31 protein-coding genes are annotated in these 26,100 nt (G+C 62.6%); 13 read left to right on the forward strand and 18 right to left on the reverse strand.

Features of this window, described 5'->3' with window-relative positions:
• Positions 1-67 precede the first annotated feature (67 nt).
• Positions 68-364: an IS66 family insertion sequence element accessory protein TnpB gene (gene tnpB, locus FGX59_RS27335; RefSeq protein WP_138470312.1), complete on the reverse strand. Its 297-nt coding sequence runs from the start codon at positions 362-364 to the stop codon at positions 68-70.
• Complete coding sequence (locus tag FGX59_RS27340; RefSeq protein ID WP_171060855.1) at positions 364-738, reverse strand: transposase; 375 nt, start codon at positions 736-738, stop codon at positions 364-366. Before FGX59_RS27340 ends, tnpB begins: the two co-directional genes overlap by 1 nt.
• 194 nt (positions 739-932) lie before the next feature.
• Here FGX59_RS27340 and FGX59_RS39840 point away from each other — a divergent pair, with 194 nt between their 5' ends.
• Complete coding sequence (locus FGX59_RS39840) at positions 933-1,151, forward strand: type I-E CRISPR-associated protein Cas7/Cse4/CasC (protein WP_171060856.1); 219 nt, start codon at positions 933-935, stop codon at positions 1,149-1,151.
• 225 nt (positions 1,152-1,376) lie between these two features.
• Here FGX59_RS39840 and FGX59_RS27350 read toward each other — a convergent pair whose 3' ends face one another.
• The gene (locus FGX59_RS27350; RefSeq protein ID WP_138470317.1) at positions 1,377-2,120 is read right to left on the reverse strand and encodes an SDR family NAD(P)-dependent oxidoreductase; all 744 of its coding nucleotides are present in this window, start codon (positions 2,118-2,120) and stop codon (positions 1,377-1,379) included.
• Between the two features lie 44 nt (positions 2,121-2,164).
• Entirely contained in the window at positions 2,165-2,566 is a 402-nt protein-coding gene (locus FGX59_RS27355) for a DoxX family protein (RefSeq protein ID WP_138470319.1), read from the reverse strand.
• Between the two features lie 166 nt (positions 2,567-2,732).
• Here FGX59_RS27355 and FGX59_RS39370 point away from each other — a divergent pair, with 166 nt between their 5' ends.
• On the forward strand, positions 2,733-3,122 hold the full coding sequence (locus tag FGX59_RS39370; RefSeq protein WP_138470321.1) for a helix-turn-helix domain-containing protein: 390 nt from the start codon (positions 2,733-2,735) through the stop codon (positions 3,120-3,122).
• Positions 3,123-3,228: 106 nt separating this feature from the next.
• Here FGX59_RS39370 and FGX59_RS27365 read toward each other — a convergent pair whose 3' ends face one another.
• From FGX59_RS27365 to FGX59_RS27400, 8 genes are all read right to left on the reverse strand, one after another.
• A complete protein-coding gene (locus tag FGX59_RS27365; protein WP_138470323.1) occupies positions 3,229-3,927 on the reverse strand; it encodes a GNAT family N-acetyltransferase in 699 nt (232 codons plus the stop codon).
• 32 nt (positions 3,928-3,959) lie between these two features.
• On the reverse strand, positions 3,960-4,361 hold the full coding sequence (locus FGX59_RS27370) for a cupin domain-containing protein (RefSeq protein WP_138470325.1): 402 nt from the start codon (positions 4,359-4,361) through the stop codon (positions 3,960-3,962).
• Positions 4,362-4,462: 101 nt separating this feature from the next.
• Complete coding sequence (locus tag FGX59_RS27375; protein WP_171060857.1) at positions 4,463-5,227, reverse strand: helix-turn-helix transcriptional regulator; 765 nt, start codon at positions 5,225-5,227, stop codon at positions 4,463-4,465.
• 130 nt (positions 5,228-5,357) lie between these two features.
• Positions 5,358-6,101 carry an SDR family oxidoreductase gene (locus tag FGX59_RS27380; protein ID WP_138470329.1) on the reverse strand — a complete coding sequence of 248 codons (744 nt, stop codon included), beginning with the start codon at positions 6,099-6,101 and terminating at the stop codon, positions 5,358-5,360.
• Positions 6,102-6,182: 81 nt separating this feature from the next.
• Positions 6,183-6,947, reverse strand: a complete 765-nt coding sequence (locus tag FGX59_RS27385) for an SDR family NAD(P)-dependent oxidoreductase (RefSeq protein WP_138470331.1) — start codon at positions 6,945-6,947, stop codon at positions 6,183-6,185.
• Positions 6,948-6,995: 48 nt separating this feature from the next.
• Positions 6,996-7,430: a lipocalin-like domain-containing protein gene (locus FGX59_RS27390; RefSeq protein ID WP_138470333.1), complete on the reverse strand. Its 435-nt coding sequence runs from the start codon at positions 7,428-7,430 to the stop codon at positions 6,996-6,998.
• Between the two features lie 112 nt (positions 7,431-7,542).
• Entirely contained in the window at positions 7,543-8,289 is a 747-nt protein-coding gene (locus FGX59_RS27395) for an SDR family oxidoreductase (RefSeq protein ID WP_138470335.1), read from the reverse strand.
• A complete protein-coding gene (locus FGX59_RS27400; protein WP_138470337.1) occupies positions 8,282-9,502 on the reverse strand; it encodes an MFS transporter in 1,221 nt (406 codons plus the stop codon). Before FGX59_RS27400 ends, FGX59_RS27395 begins: the two co-directional genes overlap by 8 nt.
• Before the next feature lie 102 nt (positions 9,503-9,604).
• On the opposite strand from FGX59_RS27400, the gene FGX59_RS27405 reads away from it, so the two are divergent.
• Positions 9,605-10,510: a LysR family transcriptional regulator gene (locus FGX59_RS27405; RefSeq protein ID WP_138470339.1), complete on the forward strand. Its 906-nt coding sequence runs from the start codon at positions 9,605-9,607 to the stop codon at positions 10,508-10,510.
• A 52-nt stretch (positions 10,511-10,562) separates the two neighbouring features.
• Here the strand turns inward: FGX59_RS27405 and FGX59_RS27410 are convergent, their stop codons facing one another.
• The 3 genes from FGX59_RS27410 to FGX59_RS27420 form a co-directional block, all read right to left on the reverse strand.
• Positions 10,563-11,456: a LysR family transcriptional regulator gene (locus FGX59_RS27410; protein WP_138470341.1), complete on the reverse strand. Its 894-nt coding sequence runs from the start codon at positions 11,454-11,456 to the stop codon at positions 10,563-10,565.
• Between the two features lie 125 nt (positions 11,457-11,581).
• Complete coding sequence (locus tag FGX59_RS27415; protein WP_240722756.1) at positions 11,582-12,082, reverse strand: hypothetical protein; 501 nt, start codon at positions 12,080-12,082, stop codon at positions 11,582-11,584.
• A gap of 45 nt (positions 12,083-12,127) precedes the next feature.
• Positions 12,128-12,646, reverse strand: a complete 519-nt coding sequence (locus FGX59_RS27420; protein WP_138470343.1) for a DUF6152 family protein — start codon at positions 12,644-12,646, stop codon at positions 12,128-12,130.
• A 403-nt stretch (positions 12,647-13,049) separates the two neighbouring features.
• Here FGX59_RS27420 and FGX59_RS27425 point away from each other — a divergent pair, with 403 nt between their 5' ends.
• The 3 genes from FGX59_RS27425 (at position 13,050) to FGX59_RS27435 (ending at position 15,952) form a co-directional block, all read left to right on the forward strand.
• Positions 13,050-13,997 carry an SDR family NAD(P)-dependent oxidoreductase gene (locus tag FGX59_RS27425; RefSeq protein ID WP_138470345.1) on the forward strand — a complete coding sequence of 316 codons (948 nt, stop codon included), beginning with the start codon at positions 13,050-13,052 and terminating at the stop codon, positions 13,995-13,997.
• A gap of 87 nt (positions 13,998-14,084) precedes the next feature.
• Entirely contained in the window at positions 14,085-14,756 is a 672-nt protein-coding gene (locus FGX59_RS27430; RefSeq protein ID WP_138470347.1) for an MBL fold metallo-hydrolase, read from the forward strand.
• Between the two features lie 26 nt (positions 14,757-14,782).
• Entirely contained in the window at positions 14,783-15,952 is a 1,170-nt protein-coding gene (locus FGX59_RS27435) for an arabinose transporter (protein ID WP_206078449.1), read from the forward strand.
• A gap of 24 nt (positions 15,953-15,976) precedes the next feature.
• Here the strand turns inward: FGX59_RS27435 and FGX59_RS27440 are convergent, their stop codons facing one another.
• The gene (locus FGX59_RS27440) at positions 15,977-16,423 is read right to left on the reverse strand and encodes a cyclophilin-like fold protein (protein WP_138470351.1); all 447 of its coding nucleotides are present in this window, start codon (positions 16,421-16,423) and stop codon (positions 15,977-15,979) included.
• Between the two features lie 2 nt (positions 16,424-16,425).
• Entirely contained in the window at positions 16,426-17,634 is a 1,209-nt protein-coding gene (locus FGX59_RS27445) for an MFS transporter (RefSeq protein ID WP_240722758.1), read from the reverse strand.
• A 224-nt stretch (positions 17,635-17,858) separates the two neighbouring features.
• On the opposite strand from FGX59_RS27445, the gene FGX59_RS27450 reads away from it, so the two are divergent.
• The 4 genes from FGX59_RS27450 to FGX59_RS27465 all read left to right on the forward strand — a co-directional run bounded on the left by FGX59_RS27450 (position 17,859) and on the right by FGX59_RS27465 (position 22,979).
• Positions 17,859-18,950, forward strand: a complete 1,092-nt coding sequence (locus FGX59_RS27450; protein ID WP_138470353.1) for an alpha/beta hydrolase — start codon at positions 17,859-17,861, stop codon at positions 18,948-18,950.
• A 252-nt stretch (positions 18,951-19,202) separates the two neighbouring features.
• Complete coding sequence (paoA, locus tag FGX59_RS27455) at positions 19,203-19,844, forward strand: aldehyde dehydrogenase iron-sulfur subunit PaoA (RefSeq protein ID WP_138470355.1); 642 nt, start codon at positions 19,203-19,205, stop codon at positions 19,842-19,844.
• A complete protein-coding gene (locus FGX59_RS27460) occupies positions 19,841-20,791 on the forward strand; it encodes a xanthine dehydrogenase family protein subunit M (protein WP_138470357.1) in 951 nt (316 codons plus the stop codon). Before paoA ends, FGX59_RS27460 begins: the two co-directional genes overlap by 4 nt.
• 4 nt (positions 20,792-20,795) lie before the next feature.
• Positions 20,796-22,979, forward strand: a complete 2,184-nt coding sequence (locus FGX59_RS27465) for a xanthine dehydrogenase family protein molybdopterin-binding subunit (protein ID WP_138470359.1) — start codon at positions 20,796-20,798, stop codon at positions 22,977-22,979.
• Positions 22,980-23,040: 61 nt separating this feature from the next.
• Here the strand turns inward: FGX59_RS27465 and FGX59_RS27470 are convergent, their stop codons facing one another.
• On the reverse strand, positions 23,041-23,943 hold the full coding sequence (locus tag FGX59_RS27470) for a LysR family transcriptional regulator (protein ID WP_240722759.1): 903 nt from the start codon (positions 23,941-23,943) through the stop codon (positions 23,041-23,043).
• A gap of 295 nt (positions 23,944-24,238) precedes the next feature.
• Between FGX59_RS27470 and FGX59_RS27475 the strand changes: the two genes are divergently transcribed.
• The 3 genes from FGX59_RS27475 (at position 24,239) to FGX59_RS27480 (ending at position 25,882) form a co-directional block, all read left to right on the forward strand.
• Complete coding sequence (locus FGX59_RS27475; RefSeq protein ID WP_138470361.1) at positions 24,239-24,706, forward strand: cyclophilin-like fold protein; 468 nt, start codon at positions 24,239-24,241, stop codon at positions 24,704-24,706.
• A gap of 256 nt (positions 24,707-24,962) precedes the next feature.
• The gene (locus tag FGX59_RS37820; RefSeq protein ID WP_171060858.1) at positions 24,963-25,103 is read left to right on the forward strand and encodes a hypothetical protein; all 141 of its coding nucleotides are present in this window, start codon (positions 24,963-24,965) and stop codon (positions 25,101-25,103) included.
• 395 nt (positions 25,104-25,498) lie between these two features.
• Entirely contained in the window at positions 25,499-25,882 is a 384-nt protein-coding gene (locus tag FGX59_RS27480) for a transposase (protein WP_370296341.1), read from the forward strand.
• Positions 25,883-26,100 lie beyond the last annotated feature (218 nt).

The following is a 26,100-nucleotide window of genomic DNA, read 5'->3' on the forward strand; positions in this document are numbered from 1 at the left end:
TCCCGAAGCCCGCCTGACCGTCCCGTTGTGGCAAAACTCGCAATGCGATGCGAGCAATATCAAATGCTTATCGATTTTGACGTCGAACTTGGGGGGTCCTCGAGAGCTGCACGGTTCCGTTGCGGACGCTGGGCCAGACGAAGCCGCGGCCCTCGATCCGCTTGTGGATCAGCACCAGCCCGGTGCCGTCCCAGACGATCATCTTCAGCTTGTTCGCCCGCTTCGAACGGAAAATGAACACCGCTCCGGCGAACGGGTCCAGCTCGAGCTCGGACATCACATGGCCCGCAAGCCCATCCATGCCCTTGCGAAAATCCACTGGTTCGGTCGCCAGGTAGATTTTCAGCCCGTTCAGCGGCAGCATCAAGCAGCCCTCAGGGCGCGGATAAATTTCGACAGCGTTCCCTCGTCCAGATCCACCGGCACCTCGATGCGGGCGTCGCCGATCGAAATGGCGATGGTGGCTGCCTGGTCAGGGACAGGTTCCCCGGAGCGGGGCAGCGCGGGCGCCGAGGCCTCCGTGTCTCCGACGGTGACCTCGGCAAAGCCGGCCGACGGGTGCCGGACAGAGGCGCGCCGGACGCGTTCGTCCTTCAGCCAGTCGCGGAGCATGCAGTCATTGGCGCCGATTTCCCGGGCGATGTCTACGGGAGGCAGGCCGTCGTCCAACATCCTCCGGGCAGCCTCGCGTTTCAGCTCCGGCGGCCAGACATTGCGGCCGCTCTTGCTGCGCGTCACGGTGAATCCCCAGACTGTTCTGCTCATCGCTTGTGTCGTCCTGTTCCATGCGTGGGACCGGGCGGATCATCACCGCCGCATGGCGATCGGTACACCGCACCCCGGCAACGCTGGATCCTAGAGCAAAGCCGAAAGGCTCCAACTATAGATCCGGGGAACGGATGCACCGCTTACATTGCAGACGAGGTTTCGCAATGAGCAAGTTTCTCCAGCTTCGCATCCTGACGCCCTATCCGCCGTCGAACCCGAACCATGACGATCTAGGCCGCCCGAAGATGGCGGTTCTCGGCAGCACCAAACGCAACCAGATCTCCAGCCAGACGATCAAGCGTCATCCGGACCTCGGAGGTCTTCGCGGATGCGCTGGCAGACCATACCGGCAGCCGGACCGAGCGGATCGGCGAGGGGGTTGAGAAGCACTTGATTGCGGAAGGTGCCGGCGGCGAGAAGGCGCTCGGGATCGCCCGCTGCCGGGGCAGCCTGATCCTCTCCGGATCACCGTGGCACAAGTGCCGTCAGGAGAGGCTGCCCAACCCGTCATCCGGGCCGCTTCATTGTACTTTCATTGCTTGTTCGGGCAATGCCCAAGCCCGGCCAAGGCTTGGGAATGCGTTGTTGTTAGGTCGGCTCTGACTCTGTCACCGCGCGCTGTCGATGATGGAACCCCCATCGGGCGTCATCGTATAGCCAGTGAGATACTGTGCATCCTTGCTAGCAAGGAAGAGGACCACAGGCGCGATATCCTCCTCGGGCGACCCGTAACGTCCCAGAGGGTTCGTCGCCGGGGGGATGTCGGCTTCAGGGTCCCAGGTCTCGGCAACGGGAAGCAGGTTGTTCACGGTGATCTGGTCGGCAGCCCATTCGCGTGCGGCGGTCCGTGTCAATGCCCGTACGGCCTCTTTCGCCATGTTGTAGGGGGCCATGCCGGCAAGGCCGATCACGCCCGCCATCGAACCGAAATTGATCACACGGGGCTGGGAGCTTTGCTTCAGATGCGGATAGGCAGCCTGCATGCAGCGCAGATAAGCGATCGGGCCCATTTCCAGGTTGCGCTGTAGCTGCTCTGCCGGCAGATCCAGAACCGATGCAAAGGCGACGGATGGGTCGAAGGCGTTGTTCACGAGGATATCCAGGCCGCCATAGGTCTCGGCCACTTTGGCGACGGCCGCCGTGATCTGGTCGGGGTCGCTGATATCGGCGGGGACAGCCAGCGCGATGCCGCCCGCAGCTTCGATCTCGGCCACGACTTCCTCGACATTGGTCGGCGTGCGCGAGAGAACGGCCACCTTGGCACCTTCTGCGGCAAACAGCTTCGCGGTGGCGCGGCCGATGCCGCGAGACGCGCCGGTCACCAGCGCAATCTTTCCGTCAAGTCTTCCCATGTGTGATCTCCATTTCGGTATGTGCAGGGGAGGGGGGCGGGCGCCTATTGCGACGCGGCCTGGATCTGAGGTGCGTAGGGGGAGGGGGCTTCCCGCGCGGCGTTCTGTGTCGCGAAGGACAGGCACAGCAGCAGAAGGCCAATCATGGCCGGGATGGCGCCTGCAGGCTTTCTGACGCCTAGATGGGCGCTGCCGGACAGCAGCATGTGAAACAGGATGCCCGCATAGGCCAGATCGCTCAGGGCCGGGCTCAGGCGCAGGAGGATCACCACCGGGGCGGCGATCTTCACCACGACCATGAGCGGCACGAGATAGGGGGCAGGATAGTTCAGTTCAGCCAGAGCCTGGCGGACCCATGCCCCTTTGGCGAGGTAAATCGCCGCCGAACTGAGATAGAGAAGGGACAGGAGCACTGTGCTGGCCCAATAGAAACTTTCCAAGTTCATGCCGCCTCCTCATCCCGGGCCGTCGCGGGACCGGTTTGCTTTCTGTTCGAAGGGCGTCCTGTGCGATTTCTCCTGGCAGCGCCCGATGTGAAAGTGGAAATGCGCTGCAACATATGTTATTGCAAGTAGGATGAATTATTGACGGATAGTATGGAAGATGTGACTAATGGGTGGTGAGCCGATCAACATGCACGAGGAGATGCGCCGCGCCTTCACCATGCTTGCCGGAAAATGGAAGCTGGAGATCATGTGGCTGCTGAACCAGAGGACGCACAGGTTCGGAGAGCTGCGCAAGCAGATACCCGGGATCACCCAGCACATGCTCACGTCCCAGCTCCGCGAGCTCGAAGCCGACGGGCTGGTCGTGAGGACCGTCTTCGCGGAAGTCCCGCCCCGGGTGGAATATGAGATGACTGACAAGGCCCGCGGCCTTGGTCCGACGATGCAAGCGCTGACAGCCTGGTGGGAGCAGTATGGGCACACCTTGCCGCCCAGGCCGTCGGCGCGTGGACGGAAGCCCTCCGGACCGGCAGCGCCGCGCGAGACAGGGTCCTGATCGCCGGAGAGCGGGTTGGCTCCACTTTCCGAATGTGGTGCGCGAGGACCGTAGTCCTCGCGGGTGCGGGGTTTTCCGGTGCGGAGCCTTGTCGCTCTGTTGATGCTCAGTTCTGCGACGGCATTCCGAGGTCCTTGCGAATGGCGTCAAGCGATTTGTGCTGTATGCCTTCGGAGTCGTAATTGTTAGGATCGAGCCAAGCCTCATAGGCAGGCCTGAGCGCCTTCCAGTCGCTGTCGAGCATGGCGAACCAGGCCGTGTCCCGGTTCTGGCCCTTGACGATCATGTGCTGGCGAAAGACGCCTTCGTGCCGGAAGCCGAACCGCAGGGCTGCGCGCCTGGACGGCAGGTTCTCGTTGTTGCACTTCCATTCGAAGCGTCGGTAGCCCAGATCGTCGAAGACATGCCGGGCCGAGAGGTAGAGCGCTTCGGTTGCGGCCGGACGGCGGGACACCAGGGGCCCCCAGTAGATGTGTCCGATTTCGGCAACGCCATTGGCAGGATCGAGCCGCATGAGGGCCTGACGGCCTGCCACTTTGCCTGATGCCTTGTCGATGACCGCGTAGAAAAGCGGGTCCTCACTGACCGCGGCCTGTTCCACCCAGGCGTGGAACTCGATGCGGTCCTGCGGAGGCAGGTCGGGCAGCCAACGGAAGCGTTCGTCGCCATCGGGCTGCGCAGACGCATCGAACAGACCATCAGCGTGCCTGGCCGGATCAAGCTTTTCCAAAAGGACGAAGCGGCCTTCCATCGGTTCGGCCGGAGGTTTCGGACGTGGCGTCCAATGAGACATGTCTTCTGCCATTTCAATCTCCATAAGTCTTGGGTAGCGATCACTCAGCCCGCTGCCGTGTCAGGCCCGTCGACGTTCTCCAGCGTTTCTCCCTGTCCGATCCGCACGAAGACATACCGGACATCATCACCGCCCTCGAGAATCTGGGCGCGATGGATCAGATGGCGCGGAAAGTAGGCATAGTCTCCAGCACCGAGCTCGAAGGACTGCTTTCCGCCCAGGCCATGGTCCACGCGGATGCGTCCGGACAGCATGTACATCACGCTGTCGAAGTCCTTGTGATGATGCCATTGGCTGGGCTGATCCAGGGCGGTGACGTGGCATTCTCCGACCCAGAGCTCTCCGGCCTCAAGGGCCTTGCGTCGAACTTGTCCTGGCGTGAGCGGGCCCTCCTCGAGTTCGTTCGAGCGGATCACGCCGATTTTCTTGAACAATTCTGCACCCATGTTCTGATGTCCTCGCCATATCTGCTTTCGGGGCGATCTTTCGCATGGTTCGTTGCGCGACGGCAGGACAAGTTTTGTCGCCAAGCGGACATGTTGTTAGGTTAATCAAGGCGCAGTGCCCGGGCCTGCGCAGGTGTCAGGCCAAAGGCACGCCGGAACGCGACACCAAATGCAGACTGGCTGCTGAAACCGACCTTCTGTGCGATGCGCGGAAGATCCCCATCAGTCATGAGCAGCACGAAGGCCGCGTTCAGTCTGGCCTGCAACCGCCATTGCCCGAAGGTCATCCCGGTTTCGCGCAGGAAGAGTCGCGCAAGCGTGCGGGAGGAGGCGCCGCAGGTCTCGCCCCAGTCATCCAGCGACCGCGCGTCCGCGGGGTTATCCATGATCGCCTTGGCAACCCGCGACGCCCGCGCCTCCCGAACGGAGGGCAGCCTGGTGAGAAGGGTTCTGGAGCGCCGGATTTCGTCGATGATGAGAGCTATGATATGCGGGCACCTACCGTCCTGTTCCCAGTCTATGGGCTCGTTGCAGATCGCCACAAGCAACTCGCGCAATAGCGGGCCGACAGTCAGGACCCGCGCTTCTGGCGCGACCGTGGCGGCCAGCGTCCGGTCTATGAACATCTCCCGCATGGAAACCTCTCCTTCCATGAAAATGGAATGGTCCTCGTCCGGAGGAAGAAACAGCGCCTTGGTGGGCGGCAACACGAAGTAGGCGTCTTCGGTCTCAACGTTCATCACGCCCGAGATGCCGTAGATCAGCTGTGCCTTCGGATGGCTGTGCATGCCGGTATGCAGGCCACTTGGGTAGTCCATGGAAAAGCCGACCGCCATGCGGTCAGCCTGTTCGTAAACATCAATCAACGCTTGGCGTTCTGGCGAAAGAAAGGTCGATCTTGGCTCCATAAGGCCAGACTAGGTGACCCGTGCCCGGGCCGCAATCTGGCGTTTTCTCAGCCCATTTGGTCGATCCTGCCTCCCTACAGCCGCGCGGCTACCAGGGCTGGTTTGCCGGACCCACGGTGAACTCGTTGATCGTCGTGTCCTCCGGCTGGTCGATGGCGATGGCCACGACACTGGCAACGCGCTCGGCCGGAATCCCGTAGGTTTTGTAGATGCCGTGCAGCGCATCAGAGGTCTTTTCATCCCCGATCGCATTCAGCAGCTCGGTGGTGATCGCTGCCGGATAGATCGTGGCGGTCCGGATGTTGGTGCCCTCCATTGCGGATTCCATGCGCAGGACTTCCATGAAGTTCTTAACGAACCATTTCGTGCCGCCATAAACGGCCCCGTTCGGGTAGGCTTTCAGGCCAGCGATGGAAGACGTAGCGATAATTTGACCGCCCTTTTGCGCAAGGAACGAGGGCAGGATCGCGGCCACCCCGTTGAGCACACCCTTGACGTTGACATCGACCATCTGGTGCCACTCGTCGGTGCGCAGGGCCGAGAGGGGAGAGTTCGGCATGATCCCCGCATTGAGGAAGACGACGTCCACGCGGCCATAGGTTTCCTTTGCGAGCCTGACGATGGCCTCGTTCTCGTCCTGCCGGGTGACGTCCAGTTCCTGATAGACCGCCTGGCCGCCTGCGCCGGTGATCTCGTCTGCGATGACCTTGAGCTTGTCGGCACGGCGCGCACCGAGGACGATCCTGGCGCCCTTGCTGGCCAGAAGCCTGGCTGTTGCCTCGCCGATGCCGGAGGAGGCGCCGGTGATGATGACGACCTTGTCCTTGATCATGATGAAGTCCTTTCTTCGATCCGTTGTCGCCAGGTCCTTTGGCAACCATGGGGGTGGGGAGGCGTCCTGTCCTGTGCGTGGCTAAAGCCGGATTCCGGACAGGGCCTGACACTGTTCCAGCAGCCGGGTCTGGATGTCTGTCTCGCGCGTGCCGCACTGAGGCTGGCGCACGCCCATGTGATAGAGGAATTCGCCGCTCAGCTTCTCCAGCTGCCTGGGCGCACCCGCTGCCAGCGCAGCCTGGGTCTTGGTCCCCTGCTCCAGATCGTCGGGGGCAGAGCGCCCGCCCATCCGGGTCGGGACCCAGCCGGGATCCACGGCGTTGGAGCGGGTATCCGGGCGCAGGCGTGCCACGGCGAAGGCCAGGGCGGTCACGAGGAACTTGCTTTCGGAATAGGCGGAATAGCCGCTCCAGTTGCGGCGACGCCAGAGCATGTCGTCAAGGTCAGGCGTGACGAAATGCATGTCCGAGCTGAGATAGACCAGACGTTTGGGGCCCTGGATGCTTGCCGTCAGAATGTAGGGGGCAAGGACATTGACGCCGAAGAGGTCAGGGATGCCGTCAGACGTCAGTGTCAGTCCCGTATCGGCACCTAGCCCGGCATTGTGGATCACGGCATCGGGCGCGCCGAGCGCGTTGACCTGGTCCGCGACATCGAGGGCACCGGAGACCGTGCTGATGTCGCCTGTCACGATGTCGGCAACGTCGCTGAGGTTCTGCTTCAGCGTGTCGGCCCGGAAGGCGTTACGGGCATGGAAGATCACCTCGTGACCCGCCGAAAGGAGGGTTCTGGCCGCCATCAGGCCGAGGCCGGTTGTCGATCCGGTGACGAAGATGCGCGCCATGGGTCGGGCACTCCTGTTGAAGTTGGGCCGGCGGACCGGCCCGGTTGGTCACATGCGGTCGTAGGTGACGCGCCAGGGTTCGCTGGAATTGGCCGGTCCGATCGTCAGCTGATCGCCCTCCACCGACCAGACGCGGGTCAGGTCCTGACCGATCAGGTCGCGCACGAGCGACGACTCGACCGTGATGGTGAAGGTGCCGTCCTGGTCGTCGATAGCGACGGGGCCGTAATACGCCTCGTAGGCATTCGCGGTATAGGGCGTGGGCGCGGCATCGGGGTCGGCATCCATGGCCTGGACCGAGAGCGTGCCCGCCTCGGTGAAGATCAGCTGGCCGCTATAGGGGATAGTGGAGGTGGTGCCGTCATCCTGGGTGATCATGAGCGCGGTCATGCGCCAGGCACCGATGATCGGCGACGTGGCGTCCTGAGCGAAGGCAGGCATGCACAGCATGAGGGCTGTGACGGCCAGAACGGGAAATTTCATTCTTGTTGTCCTTTCTATTGGAAAGGCGCGTTGGCGCCGGGGGGCACCGGCCACGGACGTGGCCGGTGATTGGGCGGGAAAGCACCTGCACCAGCTGCTTCGCCTTTTCTGGTCAGACCGGCTGTTGGACCGGACGGAACAGGACTTCGTTGATGTCGACATTCTCGGGCTCGTTGATCGCGAAGGCGACCGCGCGCGCGAAGGTGCCGGGCTCGATCGCGAACCTGGAGACCGCGTCCTTCACCCCTGCGCGCACATCCGCCTCGCCGATGTGGTCGGTGAGCTCCGTGTTGACCGCGCCCGGCGAGATGACGGTGGTGCGAATGTTGTAGGGCTTCGTTTCCTTGCGCAGCCCTTCCGACACCGCGCGGACGGCGAATTTCGTTGCGCAGTAGACGGCGGCACCCGGATCCACGACATGGCCGTAGACGGAGGACACGTTGATGACATGACCAGACTTCTGAGCCTGCATGTGCGGCAGGACGGCGGCGATGCCGTAGAGCATGCCCTTGAGATTGACGTCGATCATGCGATCCCATTCGTCGGTTTTCAGGCGCTCCAGCGGGGCAAGCGGCATGAGACCGGCATTGTTCAGCATGACGTCGACCCGGCCATAGACTTCGATCGCGCGGGCGACCAGGGCCTTCACCTGCTCCTTGTCGGTCACGTCGGTCTGGACCGCGGTCGCCTGGAAGCCCGCCTCGGTCAGTTCCTTCGCGAGGGCGTCGATCCGATCCGCACGGCGAGCGCCGAGCACGACCCGTGCGCCTTTTTCCGCGAGGTGGCGGGCGGTAGCGGCACCGAGTCCGCTGCTGGCACCGGTGATGACGACGACTTTGTTTGCGATGTTCTCAGACATGAGAAACTCCTTCGGGTTGGTATTTGAGGGATGAGTTGGCCGTGGACCGAACGGTGGCTGCGGCAAGAAGCGCTGATCCGATCAGCAGGAGAGAGGAGAGCAGGAAGCCGCTCCACCAACCGACGTGATCGAACAGGACTCCGCCGACGAAAGCTCCGCCCGCGAGGGCACATTGCATGAGGGCGACTTGCAGTCCGCCGCCTGCTTCGAGATTGTCAGGGATGGTTCGTGCCATCCAGGCGTTCCAGGCGACGATCAGCGGGCTCGTGAAAAGCCCCCAGAGAACCAGCAGAGAAGCGGTGATGGGCTTCACGTCTCCCGATGCGATCAGGGTGAGCGCGATGATCGCGGTGATCACGGGAAGGCCGATCAGGACGGGATTGGTGCCCCGGCGCAGGACGCGCCCGATCAGGGTCAGACCCGCCAGCCCGCCAAGGCCGAGGCCGAGCAGTGCGAACGAGACGGCAACGTCGTGAAAGCCCGTGACGCTCTCGAGAAAAGGCCTCAGATAGATTGACAGGGTATTTTGGCCGATGAAGGCAACTGCAATGGCAGCCATGCCGGTCGCGAAGTCTTTCCGGTTCAGAAGGCCAACCATCGCGCCGATCGAGGCCGAAGCCTTGGGGGGCATCTTGGGGAGCACGGCAAGCTGCCAGACGAGAAGCGCAACTCCGATCGGAACTGTGACGAGGAAGGTCGTGCGCCAGCCGATCAGGGCCTCAAGGAAGCTGCCGAGCGGGGCTGCGATCACAAGCGCAGACGCGTTTCCGATCTGCAGCAGCGCGATGGCCTTTGTGACATCCTCCTTGCGCGCGAGACGGGCGGCGAGCGAGGTTGACAGTGACCAGAACCCCCCGATGGCGATACCGGCAAGGGCGCGGCCAGCAAGGAAGACCGTGAAGTTGGGTGCAATGGCGACCGCAAGGCTAGATGTGGTGAGAGCGGCCGTGTACATCAGCACCGTCTTGCGGCGATCAATATGACCGAGCAGCGTATTGCCAAGCAGGCTTGCCATCACGGCCAACGCGCCGGAGACGACAATCGACAGTCCGGCTTGCCCCTCGGTAATTGAAAGATCCGCAGCAATCGGTGTCAGAAGGCTTGCAGGCATGAATTCGAGGCCGACAAGCAGAAAGGCCAGCACAGAAAGGCTGGTAACTGCCATCCACGGCGTTGCCGTCGGCTCAATTTTCGTGGTCGTGGCGATACTCATCAGTCGAGCTCTTCGGTTTGTGTTCTGGACTGCGAAGTAAGGCTGTTGGTTTTGGGCGACTAGATGCCATAATGTGAACCTAGTAGTGAAATAGGTTCACCAATGAAGCGAGACGAATTCAGTGAGCTAAGGGCACTCATTGAAGTGGCGCGCGAGCGGAGTTTTACGCGGGCCGCAGCCAATCTTGGCGTGACGCGTTCTGCGCTAAGCCATACAATTAGAGCACTTGAAGAACGGCTGGGGATTCAGCTGCTTTCACGCACGACGCGAGATGTCGCGCCGACTGCAGCAGGCGAACGTTTGATCGAAGGGATCGCGCCCCACTTCCAAGCAATTGCGACCGAGGTCGAGGCAATGGGCATTCTGCGAAGCAGGCCTGCCGGGAACGTTCGTGTCGTCTGCCCCGATGATGCCATCGCGATCGTCTTTCGGAGCCGGATGCCCGCTTTCCTGAAAGAATACCCGGACATCAATGTTGAGTTGGTTGCGGACAATGGCCTCACGAACATCGTCGAAAGCCAGTTCGACGCAGGTGTCAGGCTGGGAGAGGCGATCGCGCTGGACATGGTTGCGGTCCGTGTCAGTCCCGACATTCGCTATGTCGTTGTCGGAGCTGAGGCATATCTCGCGGAGAGCCCCGCACTTGACACGCCAGACGACCTCACGCGGCACCAGTGCATCAATCTGCGGCTTCCCACATCGGGCGCGATCTACCCTTGGGAGTTTCAAAAAGGAGACAGGGAATTCAGCGTCCGCGTCAGCGGGCAACTGACCTTCAACAACCTCCTGCCCGCAGTCGAGGCAGCGATTGACGGGATGGGCCTGATGTATGCCCCGCGAACGTTCCTTAAGGACCACATAGATGCGGGACGCTTGCGGGAAGTGCTGACGGACTGGACGCCCACATTCCAAGGGTACCACCTCTACTATCCCAGCAGACGCAATCTCTCCCCGGCCTTCGCTGCTTTCGTGAAGGTGTTCAGGTGCCGCCCCGGCCGCGAGGCGTGAGCCTGGGAAGGCTTTCTTGCAACGGTTTGTCACGCGGCCGCCTCCCTTTTCGCTAGATGTTCTTGCGAAGAGCTTCCAATACGGCTCGAAAGGCCGGAGATGCCTGTCGACGGCTTGGGTAGTAAAGGTGAAAAGGATCGAAGAAGGGGCAGTACTCGTCCAGCACCTTCAAGAGCCTTCCGGCTTGCAGGTGAGGATTTGCCAGGTCGACCGACATATAGGCATAGCCGAAGCCCGCCAGTGCTGCGTCCAGCACCAGTAAGATGTTGTTGAACGCCAGCTGTCCCTCGACCTTGACGCGAAGGTCGTGCCCATCTTCCCGGAACTCCCAGGGAAAGTTGCGATTGGCGGATTGCAGCCGGAAGTTGACACAAGGGAGCTGCGCCAGGTCGTGGGGGTGCCGCGGGACCGGGTATTTCTCGACCACTTCGGGTGCCGCCACGACGATGTAGCGGAGCTCTTTGCCAATCCGCGCCGATATCATGTCTCGTGCAAGGTGTTCGCCACGACGAACACCTGCGTCGTATCCCTCGGAGACAATGTCGTTGAGGCCGTTGTCGAGCGTGATCTCAACCTTGATGTCCGGGTTTTCTCTCAGCAGCGGTTGAAGTTTGGGCCAGAGAACCTGAGAAATGCCTAGCTCGGAAGAGACAATGCGCACCGTACCGGCTGGCGTGTCCCGTAGCGCACCCAAGGCGTCAAGCTGAGCGTCAATTCCCTCGAAATGATCGGCGATACCTTCCAACAGGCGCTGCCCGGCCTCTGTCGGAGAGACTGCTCGTGTTGTGCGGGCGAGCAACCGCACGCCAAGCCTTGCTTCCAGTTGCCGGATGGTATGGCTGAGCGCTGACTGCGAAACGCCTAGCCGGGCAGCAGCCCGGGTGAAGTTGCACTCCTGAGCGACAGCTACAAACGCCCTGAGGTCATTGAGGTTCTCTTGTGGCACAACCACCTCTCATATGTGAGCCATGCTAATATATTACGGTAAAATATATGATACTCTTCATCAATGTTTGGGAAGGAGGGCATGACGAAGGCACCCTCGCCAGTTGTCGCCATCATGAGGTCGGATCAGACATAGGCGAGATAGCGGCCAGCGACGAGCACGCAGATCCAGCACACGGCCGAGATTGCACCCGCCAAACGCGCCTGAATTGGGGGTTTCGCGCTCCCGTCCCAATGCGAGATACGACGATAAATTCCGAAGTGGAAGACCACGATGTTGAGAGCCGCAACGCCGATCAGGCTGAATTTCCATGGTGCGGCAGCGCTTTCGCCGACGGATCTGGCTACGGCGGTAAACAGTAGGGCACCGCTGACAGACACGAGGCCAAAGCCCAGATGTGCCAGCGGAAGCAGGACGTTCGATAGTTCGGTAACACGCAGGCGTCGCCCCCATACCCCCATGAGACGCAAGTCGACTGCGATCGCCGATCCGACCAGAAGTGCGATACCCAGAATGTGGATGCATTCGAGGATCGGATAGACGTGCGGGACAAGCCGGATGGCATTGGCAGATCCGGATTGCTCGATATCCCGCAACAGCATGACCAGCCATTCAGGCAGAGGCACGGCAGCTTACCTGCTTGAGCTTCGCGATCAAGGATGCCGAGCTGGTCAATTTGCAGGCTCGGGGCGTGTCGGGAAAGACGTGAGCTGTTGGTAGATCGCGGTTCCGTCCGCGAGCCAGAACATGACGGCACGCAGATCCTGATCATTCGCAGAGCCGAGGTAGCCGACGACTTCGAGTGTTTCTCCGACTTCGAGCGGTCTGTCGAGCCCCCAGCGTGTCATCCAGCTTGGCTCGGCCATCGTCAGGCGAAGTTCCGAATGCCCCCCCTCATAGGGCCGCGCGGATGCAAGCGTCGCGGTCGCGTCTTCTTCCCTTGCCTGAGCAGGCAACGACCGGTCCCGGAACCCGTCTGGCAGCTCTGTCTCATCGACCGATATCGTGACGATGGAATGGGGGTTGCCCCAGCGAACATCCGTTATCTCGCCGCGGATATAGTAGGCCAGACGCGTATCAAATGTGCTCCAGCCGTGGTGAGCCAGAACCGTTCCGGCGGGCACCAAGGCCGCGCTTGTCGCCGTCAGGACTGCGGTGAGCAGAAGGCCCCTGGTCGTCAATTTCTTCATCGCGATCTCCGATTATCAAGCACTGTATGGTGGGCCACTAATCGTGCCTGGAAGAAAATGCGCCCGTCACAGTTGTCGTGCGTCGACTTATCTGGGCGAGCCAGTGTCGTCAGGCCGCTTCCCGTGACCGTAACCCTTTGCTCCAGAGACTCCGTGACAGCCTTGGAGCATGTGTGGTGGACCTCATTACGGACCAAGCCCGCCCGATTTGTAGCTGCGATGAAGCAAATTCATGCAACGCCGGGCGGTTCTCCGCCTCATTGCCCGGCCTATTGTTGAATCATATTCATAGCGACATGCAGCGCCCGAGAGATTTCTGACGAGGCTGGCAGGGCCTACCTTTCTCGATGAGTATAATTGGCAGGGAGATGATCGCGTGCCTACATTCAGTCGAAGAAATTTCATGCTCGCCACAACCGCGTTCGGTGTGGCGGGGGGGACCGCAATCGCCACGTGCCGTTCAGCGCTCGCCCAGTCCTCGGAGCGGCCATCTGATCCAGCCGCCCGCGGGCAACGCTTCGGTGCCGGGGTCTACAATACGGATCAGGTCGCGGAAGAACTGCGCTACATCGAAGGCACGGTTCAGCGTTCGGCTGCAGTCGGCGCGAAACGTATCCTGATCACAGGGTCTACAGCGGGTGTCGGCCAACTTGCTGCTGCGTATCTTCTTCGCCGGGGTCACCTGGTGGTTGCCCACGCGCGCAATGCGCAGCGTGCATCCGAAGTGGTGCGTGATCTTCCCGGGATCGAGGCGGTCGTCGTCGGGGATCTCATCAACCTCGATGAGACCAGAGACCTCGCGGAACAGGTCAAGCGGCTGGGGACCTTCGACGTCATCGTGCATAACGCAGGCGAGTACGGCCTTCCGGATGCCCAGATCATCAACGCCAACTCGGTGTCGCCCTACCTTCTGACTGCCCTTGTCGATGCGCCGCGGGAGGCAATAGTCTACCTCAGTTCCAGCCTGCACACAGGCGGGGATCTCAAGCTCGACACGCTGCGCAGCGGCGGCACGAACGTCAATTACAACGACAGCAAGCTCCACATGGCGACGCTGGCGACGGCAATCGCGCGCCGACGCCCCGGCCTGCGCGTCAATGCTGTCCGCCCGGGCTGGGTCGCGACCCTCATGGGTTTCCACAATGGACCGCACGCGCCAGATGATCTTCGCGCCGGATACATGACCCAGGTCTGGCTGAGCGAGGGGGCCGATCCTGCGAGCGATCTGACCGGCCGCTTCCTCTTCCATCAGCAGGAGGAGAGGCGCGTGAACCCGAGTGTCTACGATGAGGCGGCGCAGGACGCTTTGCTTGACGCATATGCCGCTCGAACCGGTGTCGAGCTGACTTGAACGGCCTGAGTGCGTTTCCACAAACCCGAACAATCGCGGCATCCTCCGCGGTTGTTCAATCGAGATCGATCCAGCCGGGAGGTGCAATTGTCGGCCGACCTGTTTTTCAACGAGCAAGCCGGGGGCTTGCAGTCCGGGATACCGCGACTTCACGGAACGGCCGCCGCGCCTCTGTCGTTCCTTCCGGGGTTCTTCGTGCGATCCTTCGTCCTGGAGCGCCCTCAGGGCAACATCATCATCTACAACGCGCCTGCGCTGAGCGAGGCCGCCCCGGCCGTGCGCGGTCTTGGTGATCCGCAGAGGCTCTTGTTGAACCATCACCACGAGGCAATGTGCGGTATGCCGGACCTCGATGTTCCGGTCTGGGTACATGAACGAGACCTTCCGAAGGTCGCGATGCCGGTTTCCGGAACGTTCGGTGATCGACAGATGATCGATGATGATCTGGAAATCATTCCGATCCCGGGGCACACGCCGGGTGCAACTGCCTTCCTATGGGACATCGGTACGCATCGCTGTCTGTTTCCGGGGGACTCCCTCTGGGTGAAAGACGGCAGCTGGAGGGCCGTGCCCCTCGCGGAAAGCGACAGGGGCGCATATCTCGAGAGCCTCGCACTCATGAGGGATCTGGAGTTTGACCTGCTCGTGCCATGGGGAGGAGAAGCAGGCGCACCCTACGGTTATGCCGTCTCAAAGGAGCAGGCCCGCGCAGGCTTTGAACAGGCGATGACGCAACTGAAGGCTGACGGGCGGTCCTGATGTCAGACTATACCGGACCAGCCCGCATGACATCGCCGACCATAGGGGCCGCGGTGCCGGTGATGGGCGTGGTCTTCGTTTCGTTCCTGGTGATCGGCATCGGTCTGCCAAGTTTGCCGCTGCATGTGCATCAGGATCTTGGATTCGGCCCAGGCATCGTCGGGCTCATTGCCGGCAGCCAGTTCTGTGCGGCGCTTGTCTCGCGGCTCTGGGCCGGAAATCTGGCAGACCGCCTCGGGGCGAAACGCGCGGTGGAGCTGGGGCTGATCCTCGCAGTTTTAGGAGGACTCGCCTATTGCGTTTCCTTGCAATCGGCCTCGCCGGTGCTGGCGGCCCTGTTGCTGGTGCTTGCCCGCGCGCTCGTCGGGGCAGCGGAAAGCCTAGTCATCACGGGTGGTATCGCCTGGGGCCTCGGGCTGGTATCCGCAGGCGAGAAGGGAAAAGCGATTTCCTGGATCGGAATGTCCATGTTTGCGGCGTTTGCCTTTGGCGGGCCCTTAGGGGGCTTCCTCTACAAGCAATTCGGGTTCTGGGCCATCGCGCTGCCGACATTGTTCGTGCCGGGCGTCGTTCTGCTCTGGGTTCGCGGGATGCCGAAGGTTCCGCCCGCGGGGAACCGGCAGAGGGCGGCGCTGAGCGTATTGCGGTCCGTGATGCTCCCCGGCATCGCCTTTTCGCTGAGCGGCGTGACTTTCGGGGCGATGGTCTCCTTCGTCGTTCTCTACTACGCGGCGCAAGGCTGGAGTGGCGAGATCATTGCCTTCAGCGTATTTGCCGCCGCCTTGATCCTGGCCCGGCTGGTCGCGGGTGGATTGCCTGATCGTCTGGGTGGCGCTCGTGTCGCACTGGTCTGCCTCATGATCCAGGCGGCGGGCTTGTTCATTGTCGTGCTCAGCTCGGGGATGATGCTGGCCACTTTGGGCGTCGCACTGGCCGGGGTCGGCTTTTCGCTGGTGTTCCCTGGCCTGGGACTGGAGGCGATGCGGCGGGCGCCAGAGGAACAGCGCGGGCTCGCAATGGGCACGTACAACGCCTTTCTGGATCTGACGCTTGGTCTGGGCAGCCCGCTGCTTGGCGCTGCCGCCCATGTCTTTGGACTGGGTGCGGTCTTCACCATCGCCGGTCTCGGAGCCGTGCTCGCCATCCCTTTGGTCCTGAGAGTGCTGCGCGCCTCACCCGGCCGGACATGCCGCTAGCTAGCTGCCCTCCGCCGCCGCGCTTCAGAGCAATTCGATGCGGACGGGATAGGTGCCCTTGTGGCGCAAGGGTTCAACGCTTCCCTCGATATGTCCCAGCCGGATCAGGTCGTTCCTGAAGGTGAAGTCATCATAGAACATGGCCAAGTTTCCCCAGCCAAGAAAGTAGCACAGGTCGCCGGGCGTCTCGTCATCGAAGTCCTCGAAGCCGCCCTCATCCAGTCTTCGGGGAAGGCGGACGATTTTCTCGTTCGTCGAAAAATCGGTGATTTCCAGCTCAGCCGGCAGCATGGAGATCAGATCGCGCGCGGTCGGGTTGTCATGCATGCGGTAGATGACGACCTCGCTTGCGAAACTCACCTGCATGCGGGGAGGTGTCTGTGACCTCGCGACTGCGGGGACGAGCAACGAGGCGGCGCTGCTCGCGATAAATGCGCGACGCGTGGCGTGGAGCTTTGAGACGTTTTTCATGTTCAGCTGGTCCTTTCCTGAAGCGGTTCTGGGGAAGCGCGGAGCCTGCTGCCGCGTCCGATGACGGCGACCGCTGCCAAGGCAAGCAGGACGCTTCCGAGGAAGCTCGAGTCGATGGAGAACCAGTCCAGCAAAAGTCCGCCAAACACTCCACCTAGTAGGATGGAGGCCTGCATGGTCGCCACCATGAGCGCCCCGGCGGTCTCCGGCATGTCGTCAACGACCTGGGACATCCAGCTCATCCAGATGACGGACATCGCCGTGTTCATCGCCCCCCAGATGGCGAGCAAAAGGCTGATTGCGACAAGGGAGCTCTCCGTCAGGAGAAGCAGCGCCGTGGACGCTCCCATGACGATCGCTGGAAGCGCCAGGATGCGCTCGATCTTGTCGGTACCGATGCGCCCTGACAGGAAGGAGCCGACGAAGCCGGCGGCCCCCAGCGTCAGCAGAAGCAGGGAAAGCGTCTCCACATCAACGCCGCTCAGGGTCTCGAGGAAGGGGAGGAGATAGGTGAACATCGTGAAAGCTGATCCCCAGGTGAAGGTGATCGCGATGAGATCTGTCCGGAATTGGGGCCGAGCGAGCAGAACCTGAAAGCTGCGGAGGCTCTGGGGCTGGCGGGCTGGCAGCGACGGGAGGGTGACGAGGTGCCAGAAAAGGTTCACGGCGACCAAGGGAGACAATGCCCAGAAAATTCTACGCCACCCCACCAGATCACCAAGGTAGCTGCCCAGGGGCGCGGCAAATGCGGCCGCGATCGCCTGGCCGCCGTACATCATGCTGAGCGCGCGCGGGACACTTGTCTCCGGAACGAGGCGCATGATGATCGAGGCGGCAAGCGACCAGAAGCCGCCTACCGCGACACCAAGCAGAGCACGCCCCAGCATCACCTCTAAGGACGGGGCCACAGCCACGATGACCAGCGATGCCAGCATGACGGCCGTCAGGGCGACCAGCACGGCCTTGCGGTCCATCCTGCCTGCCGCTGTCGCGATGAGCAGGCTCGTGGCAATGGCAAACAGGCCGCTGATGGAAATGGTCTGACCCGTCTGCTCGCTGGTCGCGTCAAGCGAAGCTGCCATCGGGGTCAGCAGGCTGACGGGCATGAATTCCGAGGCAATGAGCATGGCAACGCAAAGCGACATCGAGAAGACCGCGGCCCATTTGGCCTGACCGTCTTGCGCGTCTTTGATGTGTAGGGCGGCTGGCACGGCAGGGCTCCTGGCTTGGTGGGCCGAACGCTAGCCGTTTCGCGGACGGCGAATTATGCCTGATTTTTGCATGTAACGATGGGCGGCATGAATAGATGATCATGCACCACTTTCGTGACTTTCATTCATGAAATTTGCTCATTGTGGCATGCGAAGAGCCGTGACTGTTATGACCGGCTGCGAAGGACCACCTGTGCCCCATTGGAAACAGGTGAGGTACTGGAATGTCCGAAATCGACCGCAGATCCATCGACGCCGCCGGAGCAGATGAGCGCCGCAGAAATTTCCTGAAGATGGCTGGCATCGGTGCTGCCGCCCTCGGGTCCGTTGCGACCTTCGGAACGCCGCTTGGTGCTCAGACCGCGGACTGGGACAAGACCTTCCCCAAGAGCGACGCGGTCGAGCATCGGAAGGTGGAATTCACCAACCGCTTCGGCATCACGCTGGTGGGTGATCTCTATCTCCCTGCCGATCGACCTTCCGATCGGCTACCGGCATTGGCGATCGCCGGGCCCTTCGGTGCGGTGAAGGAACAGGCGGCCGGCCTCTATGCCCAGATCATGGCGGAACGCGGGTTTGCGACCGTGGCGTTCGACCCGTCCTATGTCGGCGAAAGCGGCGGCCAGCCCCGCTCGGTTGCCTCGCCGGACATCAATACCGAAGACTTCATGGCTGCGGTCGACTTCCTCGGGTTTCATGACGCGGTGGACCGCGAGCGGATCGGCATCATCGGCATCTGCGGTTTCGGGGGCATGGCGCTGAACGCCGTCGCCGCCGACAAGCGGGTCAAGGCCGTCGCGACGACCAGCATGTACGACATGTCGCGGGTCATGGCGCGGGGTTACTATGACGCGATGACCGATGAGCAGCGCGCGGCCGGGCTGGAGCAGATGAGCCGCCAGAGGTGGGAAGACGCCGCAAACGGAGAGCCCGCACTGGCGGGCGGTCTGCCGGACAGCCTCGATGGCATCGATGACCCCGTGATCCAGATGTACTATGCCTATTACAAGGATCCCGAACGCGGCTACCATCCCCGGTCCGTGAACTCCAACGCAGGGTGGACGGTCACCAATCCGCTGTCCTTCATGAACATGCCGCTGCTGAGCTATGTAAACGAGATCGCGCCGCGTCCGATGCTGGTCATCGCAGGATCGGAAGCGCATTCGCGCTATTTCAGCGAGGACGCGGTGGCGGCTGCGGCGGAGCCGAAAGAGCTTCAGATCATCGACGGCGCGGATCATGTGGACCTCTACGATCAGGTCGATATCATCCCCTTCGACCGTCTCGAGGCGTTTTTCACCCAGCACCTCGCATGAACGATCCGCGAAGCTCACGAACCGTCGTGGGCTTCGTCCCTCTTCAGAGCGCGCTTTCGTCAGATTGTCCGACCGATGAGAGTGGCAATTTCGCGAACCGCGCGCCGGGAAAACGCGTCGGCCGATCCGTCGATGAACTGACCTCATCGCATGCATGAAATCCGTAGTTCTGGATTTGCGAGCTGGCCCAGCCACTTGTGACTAAGTCTGGTTCACCGGACTCCCTGGGCAAAACTCAAGGAAGGAAGCTCCATGCCACCACCCATCGAATTTGAACTTCGTCGCCGCACGCTCCTTGCGGGGACGGCCGCCGTGGCCGCTGCATCGGTGGCGCGCCTCGCCCATGCCCAGGAGCAGGCCGGATCGGCAGCCTCTGCGCAGCAGCAATCTGATATCGCGCTGACCGTGAACGGGACGGAACATCGGATCACGGTCGACAATCGCACGACGCTTCTCGACGTCCTGCGCGAGGATCTGCACCTGACCGGAACGAAGAAGGGCTGCGATCACGGCCAGTGCGGTGCCTGCACCTGTTCGGTCAACGGCGAGCGGATCAACAGCTGCCTCAGCCTTGCTGTCCTGCACGATGGCGATGACGTCACCACCATCGAGGGGCGGGGAGCTCCGGGGCAGCTTGATCCCATGCAGGCGGCCTTCGTTTCTCATGACGCGTTTCAATGCGGGTATTGCACGCCCGGCCAGATCCAGTCGGCGCATGCGGTCATCGGGGAAATCCGGGCAGGCATCCCGAGCCATGTCACGAGCGACCTGACGGCGGTCATCGAACTCACCGAGGCAGAGATCCGCGAGCGCATGTCCGGAAACATCTGCCGCTGCGGCGCCTACTCGAACATTCTGGCCGCGATCACGGAAGTTGCGGAGGATCAGGCATGAAGGCGTTTTCCTTCGAGCGCGCAAGCTCCGCGCAGGCCGCTGCAGCCCGGGCGGCCGAGGTTCAGGGTGCGAAGTTCATCGCAGGCGGAACCAATCTCGTGGACCTGATGAAGCTCGGGATCGAAGCGCCCGAGCATCTGATCGACGTGTCGGGTCTCGGCCTCGATCGCATCGAGGAAACCGACGAGGGTGGTCTGCGGATCGGTGCCATGGTCAGCAACACGGCCCTGTCCGCCGATGTCAGGATCCGCCGCGATTATCCGGTGCTGACCCGCGCCATCGCTGCCGGCGCCTCTGGCCAGCTGCGCAACAAGGCGACCACCGGGGGCAATCTGCTGCAACGCACGCGCTGCCCCTACTTCTACGACACGGCTCAGGCCTGCAGCAAGCGCGTGCCGGGGTCCGGTTGCTCCGCGCTCACCGAAGGCGCGTTCTCCAGACAGCTCGGCGTGATCGGGACGTCCGACGCCTGCATCGCGACGCATCCCTCGGATATGGCGGTCGCCATGCGCGTGCTCGATGCCACGATCGAGACGGTGACGCCCACGGGGATGACCCGCCGCATTCCGCTGGAAGAGTTCCATCTGTTGCCGGGCGACACGCCGGAAAAGGAGACGGCCCTGATGCCGGGCGAGCTGATCACCGCGGTGACGCTGCCCGCGCCTGTCGGCGGGATCCAGCGCTACCACAAGGTGCGCGACCGGGCCTCCTACGCATTTGCGCTGGTCTCGGTAGCCCTGATCCGGCAACCTGATGGGTCGGGACGGGTCGCGCTTGGCGGCGTGGCGCCCCGGCCGTGGCGACTGGCTGCCGCGGATGCTGAACTGCCCAACGGAGCGCGTGCCGTTATGGCCCGCCTTCTCGACGGCGCCCGCCCGACGGAAGAAACCCAGTTCAAGATCACCTTGGCCGAGCGGACGCTCGCAGCCCTTCTGCTGGAGGAGTAACTCCATGGAGTTCAATGAACCCGCAGGCCAGAACCTGTTCGACAATGCCCGGCTCGTCGGCAAACCCGCAGCGCGGATCGACGGCCCCCTCAAAGTTTCCGGTCTCGCGCCCTATGCGTACGAACGCCATGACGTCGTTGAAGGGCAGCTCTACGGCTATCCTGTCGGAGCGACGATCTCCCATGGCCGGATCCTGTCGATGGACGTGGAGGCGGCACGCGCCGCGCCGGGCGTCAGGGCCGTCGTCACGACGCTCGACATCGCGCCTCTGGCGCTTGGCATGCTGAACGTCGCGCGCCTGTTCGGCGGCGATGAGGTGCAGCACTACCATCAGGCCATTGCCGTCGTAGTCGCCGACAGCTTCGAGCAGGCTCGGGCGGCGGCAGGTCTGATCACGGCAGAGTACGCGACGGGTGACGCTGCCGATTTCGACCTCCATGCGGCTTTCGAGCGCCTGCAGGGGTCCGGCGATCCAGACACGCTGGTGGGCGATGTGGACACCGCTTTCCGATCTGCTGCGGCCGTGGTCGACCAGATGTATCACACCGCGTCCATCTCGCATGCCGCGATGGAGCCCCATGCGTCGATCGTGGACTGGTCCGATGGCGAGCGCATGCGCGTCTGGACCTCGAACCAGATGATCAACTGGACGCGCGGATCGATCGCCACCACGTTCGGGATCGACCCCGAGCTCGTGCAACTGGAAAGCCCTTATGTCGGTGGCGGCTTCGGCGGCAAGCTCTGGCTGAGGGCGGATGCGGTCCTGGCGGCGATCGGATCGCGTGCCGCAGGTGCTCCGGTCAAGCTGGCGCTGCCCCGGCCCTTCGTGATGAACAACACCACCCATCGGGCCGCAACCGTCCAGCGGGTGCGCCTCGCAGCGGCATCAGACGGCCGCCTGACCGGGATCTGGCACGAGGCCGCGTCCCATTCCCTGCCGGGGGGGCGCGGCGAGAACGCGACCGCCCAGACCCCTTATTTCTATGCGACCGACACGATGCGTGTGAAACATCACATCGTGGCCATGCCGCTGCCCGAAGCCTCGGACATGCGCGCGCCCGGCGAAGCCAGCGGGCATATGGGTCTCGAGGTCGCCATGGACGAGCTGGCCGAAGCGCTGGAGATGGATCCCGTCCAGCTCCGGATCGTCAACGACACGCAGGTCAACCCGTCCGAGCCGTCGCAGCCCTTTTCCGAGCGAAACTATGTCGCCTGTCTGGAAACAGGGGCCGAGGCCTTCGGCTGGTCGGACCGCAGCGCAACGCCCGGGCAGCGCCGCGAGGGCCAGTGGCTGATCGGCATGGGCATGGCCGGTGCCTATCGAGGGACACCTGTCCGCCCCTCCGGTGCCCGCGCCATTCTGGAGAATGGGCGGCTGATCATCGAAACGGACATGACGGATATCGGCACTGGAAGCTACACGGTCCTCGCGCAGACGGCCGCCGAAGTGATGGGGCTCACGCTCGACGAAGTTGAAATGCGGCTTGGCAACAGCCTCTATCCTGTGTCGTCCGGCTCCGGCGGGCAGTTCGGGGCCGCGTCCTCGACCGCGGGGGTCTATGCGGCCTGCATGGCACTGCGCGGGGAAATCGGTGAACGGCTCGGATATGATGCGCCCGAATTCAGCGATGGCCTCGTTGTCTCTGGTGACAGCAGCCAAGCGCTGGCCGATCTGCAGGGGCGGTTCGAAGCTGTCGATGAGATGACCATCGGCAACTTTCAGGACAACTACCTTCTGGCGACGTTCGGCGCACATTTCGCGGAGGTGGCCGTTCACATCGCAACAGGCGAGACCCGGGTGCGCCGGATGGTCTCGACGATCGATGCCGGCCGCATTCTCAATCCGACGACGGCGCGCAGTCAGCTGATCGGCGGCATGACGATGTCGATCGGTGGCGTCCTGTCCGAAGAGATGGCGCTTGATACCGGGCGCGGCTATTTCGTGAACCATGACCTTGCCGGGTACGAGGTGGCGGTTCACGCCGATATCCTCGATCAGGAGGTTATCTTCCTGGATACGGCGGATGCGGTTGCAACCCCGCTCAAGGCCAAGGGGGTCGGCGAGCTGGGCGTCTGCGGGGTCGGCGCGGCGGTCGCCAACGCCGTGTACAACGCGACGGGCGTCCGGGTGCGGGACTTCCCGCTCACCCTGGACCGCTTGCTGGGCGGGCTGCCCGAGCTCGCATGATGCCTCTCCTGCCAGCCCCCGGGCTGGCAGGATGCCCCCGGCATTCATCTGACGCCTTGCGTCACTCCCGATACCTGAGCCGATCAATCAGCAGCCGCATGGCCGAGGTGACTTGCCTGCGGCCCGCATAGAACAGGTGGAAGCCTTCGAATTCCGGGCACCAGTCCGTCAGAACGCGGCGAAGGCTGCCCTCCTCGATGTCCTCCGAGACCTCCGCCTCGGTCACGAAGCAGATGCCATGCCCCATCCGAGCCGCGTCGATGGCCATCGTGCTGTCATTGAAGATGAAAGGTCCCGAGATCCGCTTGACGATTTCCTCGCCATCTTTCTCGAACTCCCAGTCGTAGGGAGCGTCATGCACGTTGAAGCGCAGGGCGATGCAACGGTGGTCGTCCAGTTCTGAAGGGTGCTGCGGAGCAGGGTATTTCTTGAAATACTCGGGAGAGCCAACCGCAGCCAGACGGATCCTGGGGCCGACCCGGACGGCGATCATGTCCGGCCCGACATATTCCCCCAGCCGGATGCCGCAGTCGAACCTGTCCTCGGTCAGGTCGGCCAGCTTGGGGTCGGTGCTGACCTCGACGCAGATCTCCGGATAGTCCCTCACGAGCTGGTTGACGACCGGCCAGAGCACAGTCCTGGCTGCCGCGCGCCCGGTTGTGACGCGGATCAGGCCCTTCGGGGCGTCGCCAAGAAGACGAAGCTCCTCGATGCGAGCCTCGACCTGACCGAAGCCGGGACGCAACGCCGCGAGCAACTTTTCCCCCGCATCGGTTATCGTCACCTTCCGGGACGAGCGGTTCAGCAGTTTGACGCCGATGGAGCCCTCGAGCCTCCGGACGGTGTGGCTGATGGCAGACTGGGACACTCCCATGCGCGTTGCCGCCCGGGTAAAGCTGCACTCCTCGGCAACGGCCATGAAGACCGCAAGATCTCCTAGCTCATCCCTTTTCATTCGCGACATCGTGGTTTCCTCACGGCTAGGCCCGTCCCGAAGAGCGCAATAGGTCACTCTCCCGTTCAAGCTTTCGAAAACTAGCAGCCTGCAGAGGTCGTGGAATATCCGAATTCATGATCTGAGTTCATGGCAGCGACGAATCCGGGGGGCTGGAACCAAGGACCTCCATGCGCAGATTTATTGGGCAAGGCAGGCAATGTCGATCAGTCCGAAAGAGCTTTCAAGTAGCCGATCTGCTTCGGGTCGCGCTCTGGCTGACAGCGGTCTTGCGCAAGACAAACGCGCTTATCTCGGAGGAACTATGAACTCAACTAAATATAAGAGCGCCCTAGCGGCACTCGCACTGTCTGCGGGAACGGTACTGACGGCCTCGGCCGGTCTTGCTCAGGACGCCGGGGAAACACCCATTCGCATCATCGTGGGCGATACAGTCTTCGAAGGGCACCTCAACAGCACCACGATGGCTCAGAGGCTGTCCGACCGTTTGCCCATGACCGTGACATTCGGAGAGCACCCCGGAGGCGGCGGGTTCGACACCAAGGTCACGCATCTAGAGCCGCCGCTTTCCACCGAAGGGACCGAACTGGGCGCGGCGCCTGGGCCGGGCGACATTGCGCTCTATGTCCCGTCGGGCAATCTTGGTTTCTACTATGGCCAACTTCGACATTGGCCCGGTGCCGTCGTGCTGGGGACCTACGAGGGAGACCCGGGCTTCTTCGAGCGACAGACCGGCGAGTTCACGGTGACGATCGAAGTCGCCGAAAGGTGATCGGCCGCGAGGCGGCCAAGGCCGCCTCCATCGGTCTGAAATCTCTGCCTCCAAGGCGAAGAAGGGCGTATTCACCGGGTGCTCATCGAGGGGAGCTGGAGCGACCGGATGCTGGACGGCGTCAGCCGCAAATTGCTCGACTGGATCGAGGCCCTGTCGCAGGAGGTCCGTTACATGCCCTGGAAGGGCCAGTTGGCGATGTGCCGACGCGACCGCCACCTGATGGCGGCTGGAATGCCGAAGGGGGACATCGGCTGTGGGATGGCTGCTCCCGGTGCACCTGGGCAGCGTTCTGACACTCTTCCTGCTGATGCCCTATTCGAAAATGGTCCATGGTTTCTACCGCATGGCGGCGCTGACCCGCGAAGCGGCAGAACGAGAGGGACGCCCGGTCTGAGGTCGCAGGTTGACAGGGCATTGTGGTGTTCCGGCTCGGGCTTCTCGATCGTTGAACAGGGCAGGGAAGCTCGGTGAGCAGGCACGAGTTGCATCCCGCGTCCGAGAGCACCGCGCCGGGCCTGTCCCGAGCGTAGACTTTGCATGACTGCTAGGGAGCCGTGGGAGCTGTGCGACATGACAAGAAAGGAAATGTCATGACCCAGAGCTATGGCTGAATTTAGGTGACGCGGCTTGATCAGGCGGCGCGGCTTTCATTGGCATCAGCTTGGGCGACGCCGTCGGTGAATGTGACAACTTCGATGGCGCGCGGCAACTTGTTCCGAAAGGACCGCGAAGCTGAAAACTCTGGCAGCGCTGACGGAAATGGCGCGCAGACTTCAGACAATGCCGGGCGTGGGTCCGCTGACCGCGCTGGCAGTCGAGGCCTTTTTGCCGGACATGGCGCAGTTCACGTGCGGCCGGGATTTCGCGGCCTGGCTGGGTCTCGTGCCGCGCCAGCATTCCTCGGGCGGCAAGGACAGGCTCGGCCGGGTGTCGAAAGCCGGGCAGATCGACATCCGGCGGCTCATGATCATCGGCGCAATGACGCGGATCACGGGACGCGCGGGGGCCAAAGTGCTTGCGGAGAGCGACCGGCCGGATGCTGGCCAGGAAGCCGAAGATGCTGGTCGGCATTGCGCTGGCGAACAGGATGGCGCGACAGATCTGGGCCATGCTGACGAAGGGCGAAGATTACAGGGATCCGGCGCTGACCGCGGCATGACCCTCATGTCGTGAACGGCCAGAACCGGTGCGAAGGGGGGGGTGAGAAGGCGACGACCTGAATGGCGAAATGATCGAACAGATCTGGATTGGGAGAACCATGGCCGGACTTCGAGCTGCGAGCTCGGCCCCAAGATTTGGACCTGATCCGCTGATCACCATGCTGGCCCGCGGCTTCTGGAAAGCGCCGCACATCGAGGCCTGGAAGACGACCGCATTCGATCACACACCGG

The organism is Poseidonocella sp. HB161398 (genome assembly GCF_005870025.1).
Taxonomy (GTDB): Bacteria; Pseudomonadota; Alphaproteobacteria; order Rhodobacterales; family Rhodobacteraceae; genus Mangrovicoccus.